This window comes from Ilumatobacter sp. (assembly GCF_049588435.1).
Lineage (GTDB): Bacteria > Actinomycetota > Acidimicrobiia > Acidimicrobiales > Ilumatobacteraceae > Ilumatobacter_A.
Window position 1 is genome coordinate 1 of record NZ_JBAVYV010000208.1, and the last position, 2624, is coordinate 2624.

The following is a 2624-nucleotide window of genomic DNA, read 5'->3' on the forward strand; positions in this document are numbered from 1 at the left end:
GCACGGCGGTGGTCGCAGGAACAGCGAGCGCGACGGTCGGTGCGATGAACAACCGCAAGGCCTCCAAGCAGGCGACTGCGGCGAGCGCACAGCAGGCCGAGCAGGACGCCGCCGAGGCACAGCGCGAGGTTGCAGACCTGCAGGCTCAGCTCGACCGCGCCCAGGCAGCTGCACCGGTCGCCCCGGCGCCCGCACCTGCTGCCGGCGGCGACGACATGATCGCGAAGCTCCAACAGCTCGCCGATCTGAAGAACTCCGGCGTCCTCGACGACGCCGAGTTCGCGGCCGCCAAGGCCAAACTGCTCGCCGGCTGAACACCGCACCCGGAGAAGATGCGCGTTGGTGCCTGGTACCGACGCGCATTTTCGGGTCAGGTGGAGAGGGTGTCGATGTTGTTCAGTTCGGTGAAGGCCTGCTCGAGACGCTCGCCGAAGGCGACCTCACCGGAGCGCAGCCAGACCCGCGGGTCGTAGCTCTTCTTGTTCGGCGCATCGGCCCCCGTCGGATTGCCGAGCTGCCCCTGGAGGTAGTCGTGCTTGTCGGCCTCGTAGCCACGCACGCCATCCCAGAACGCCCACTGGAGATCGGTGTCGATGTTCATCTTCACCACGCCGTAGCCGATCGCCTCGTTGATCTCGGCTGCCGTCGAGCCGGATCCACCGTGGAACACGAAGTTGACCGGCTTGCCGCCGTCGACGGCCGGATCGGTCCCGAACTTCTCGGCGACGTGAGCCTGAGCGTCGCGCAGGATCGTCGGCGTCAACTTGACGTTGCCCGGCTTGTAGACGCCGTGCACGTTGCCGAACGCGGCCGCGATCGTGAAGTTCGGGCTGACCTCGAGCAGACGCTCGTAGGCGTAGGCGACCTCCTCGGGCTTGGAATAGAGGTCTTCGGGATTCGCGTCGGAGTTGTCGACGCCGTCTTCTTCCCCGCCGGTGATCCCGAGTTCGATCTCGAGCGTCATCCCCATCGGGGCCATCCGCTTCAAGAACTCGACGCAGGTGTCGAGGTTCTCCTCCATCGGCTCCTCGGACAGGTCGAGCATGTGCGAGCTGAACAGTGGCCCGCCGGTCGCGGCGAAGTGCTCCTCACCGGCGTCGAGCAACCCCGAGATCCAGCCGAGCTTCGGCTTGGGGCAGTGGTCGGTGTGAAGAATCACCCGGGCGTCGTAGGCGGCGGCCATCGTCTGCACGTGGCGGGCACCGGCGATCGAACCGAGGATCGAGGCCCGATCGCCGTCGACCGGGACGTTCTTGCCGGCGACGAAGGCGGCGCCGCTGGTCGAGAACTGGATGATGACGGGGCTGTTCAGCCGCCCGGCCGTCTCCATCACGGCGTTCATCGAGTTCGTCCCGATGCAGTTCGCTGCCGGAAGGGCGAACTTCTCGGCCTTCGCGAGTGCGAACACCTCGTTCACCGCCTCTCCGGTGAGTACGCCGGCCGGGAAGTCGTTCTTGAGCTGGGTCACGGGGTCGAGTGTAGATCGCAGGTGGGTTCCGGTCGGCAGTACCGTGCCCGACCATGGGAGAACTCGTCCGCGTCGACATCGCCGGGGCCATCGCCACGATCACGATGGATTCTCAGCACAATCGCAATGCGCTGTCCGAACAGCTGCTCGCCGAACTCCACCAGAGCCTCGACGCCGCAGAGGAAGCCGACGCGCGTGCCGTGGTCCTGCGCCACGAGGGGCCTGCGTTCTGTGCGGGCGCCGATCTGAAGGAACGCTCGGACGGACCGCCCGATTCGACTCCGTTCGTCTCGGTGCTCGAGCGGCTGATGGACACCGAACGTCCCACGATCGCCGCTGTCGACGGAGCGGTCCGCGCCGGCGGGATCGGACTGATGGCCTCGTGCGACCTCGTGGTCGTGGACACTGCCACGACATTCGCTCTGACCGAGGTCCGCATCGGCGTCGCAGCGGCCATCATCTCGGTACCGATCCTGCGTCGCGTGCAGCCCGGCAAGATCGCGGCCGCGATGCTCACCGGCGAGACATTCGATGCCGCCGAGGCCCGATCGATGGGACTCGTCACCCACGTCAGCGATGACGTCACCGCGACCGTCGGCGCGCTCGTCGAGGGCGTGCTCGCCGGAGCACCCCGTGCCGTGCACGAGACCAAGGCTCTCCTGTGGTCAGTTCCGGCCATGGACCGAGACAGCGCGTTCTCGGCGATGGCCGCCCTGTCGAACGAACTCTTCGCCGGTCCGGACGCTCGGCGCGGAATGCAGGCGTTTCGCGAGAAGCGTCGCCCTGACTGGACCAAATCGTCGGACTGATCCAATTTTGCGGACGCTCGAATTTCGCGTGCGACAATGGACACATGACGACGAGCACCGACCTGTACGACCGCATCGCCGGACGAAACCTCGCACAGCGCTTCCTCAGCAATGTGGAGAAGCACGGCGACGTCGAGGTCGTCAACTGGAAGACCGATTCCGGGGACTGGGCGTCGCTCACCCTGAACGACCTCGCCGACCACACCGCTCGCCTCGTCACGGCGCTCAAGAATCTCGGAGTCGGCAAGGGCGACACGGTGGTGCTGATGATGCGCAACCGTCAGGAGTTCCATGCGATCGACCTCGCCGTGCTGTTCTGCGGTGCCACCCCGGTCTCGATCTACAAC

The 2624-nt window shown here is 66.3% G+C and carries 4 protein-coding genes; 3 read left to right on the forward strand and 1 reads right to left on the reverse strand.

Features of this window, described 5'->3' with window-relative positions; genetic code table 11:
- Positions 1-314: SHOCT domain-containing protein (locus tag WBV89_RS07870; protein WP_423980781.1), on the forward strand; the 314-nt coding region annotated here is incomplete at its 5' end.
- A gap of 56 nt (positions 315-370) precedes the next feature.
- On the opposite strand, the gene fbaA is transcribed toward WBV89_RS07870, so the two are convergent.
- A complete protein-coding gene (fbaA, locus tag WBV89_RS07875; protein WP_423980782.1) occupies positions 371-1468 on the reverse strand; it encodes a class II fructose-bisphosphate aldolase in 1098 nt (365 codons plus the stop codon).
- A 53-nt stretch (positions 1469-1521) separates the two neighbouring features.
- Between fbaA and WBV89_RS07880 the strand changes: the two genes are divergently transcribed.
- Both WBV89_RS07880 and WBV89_RS07885 read left to right on the forward strand, forming a co-directional pair.
- Positions 1522-2277 carry an enoyl-CoA hydratase-related protein gene (locus WBV89_RS07880; RefSeq protein ID WP_423980783.1) on the forward strand — a complete coding sequence of 252 codons (756 nt, stop codon included), beginning with the start codon at positions 1522-1524 and terminating at the stop codon, positions 2275-2277.
- A gap of 44 nt (positions 2278-2321) precedes the next feature.
- Positions 2322-2624, forward strand: a 303-nt coding sequence (locus WBV89_RS07885; RefSeq protein WP_423980784.1) for an AMP-binding protein, incomplete at its 3' end; no start/stop codon positions are given.

What these genes read in the sequence shown, in the direction of transcription:
- WBV89_RS07880 (WP_423980783.1), top strand. Translation starts at nt 1,522, where the DNA reads ATGGGAGAACTCGTCCGCGTCGACATCGCCGGGGCCATCGCCACGATC.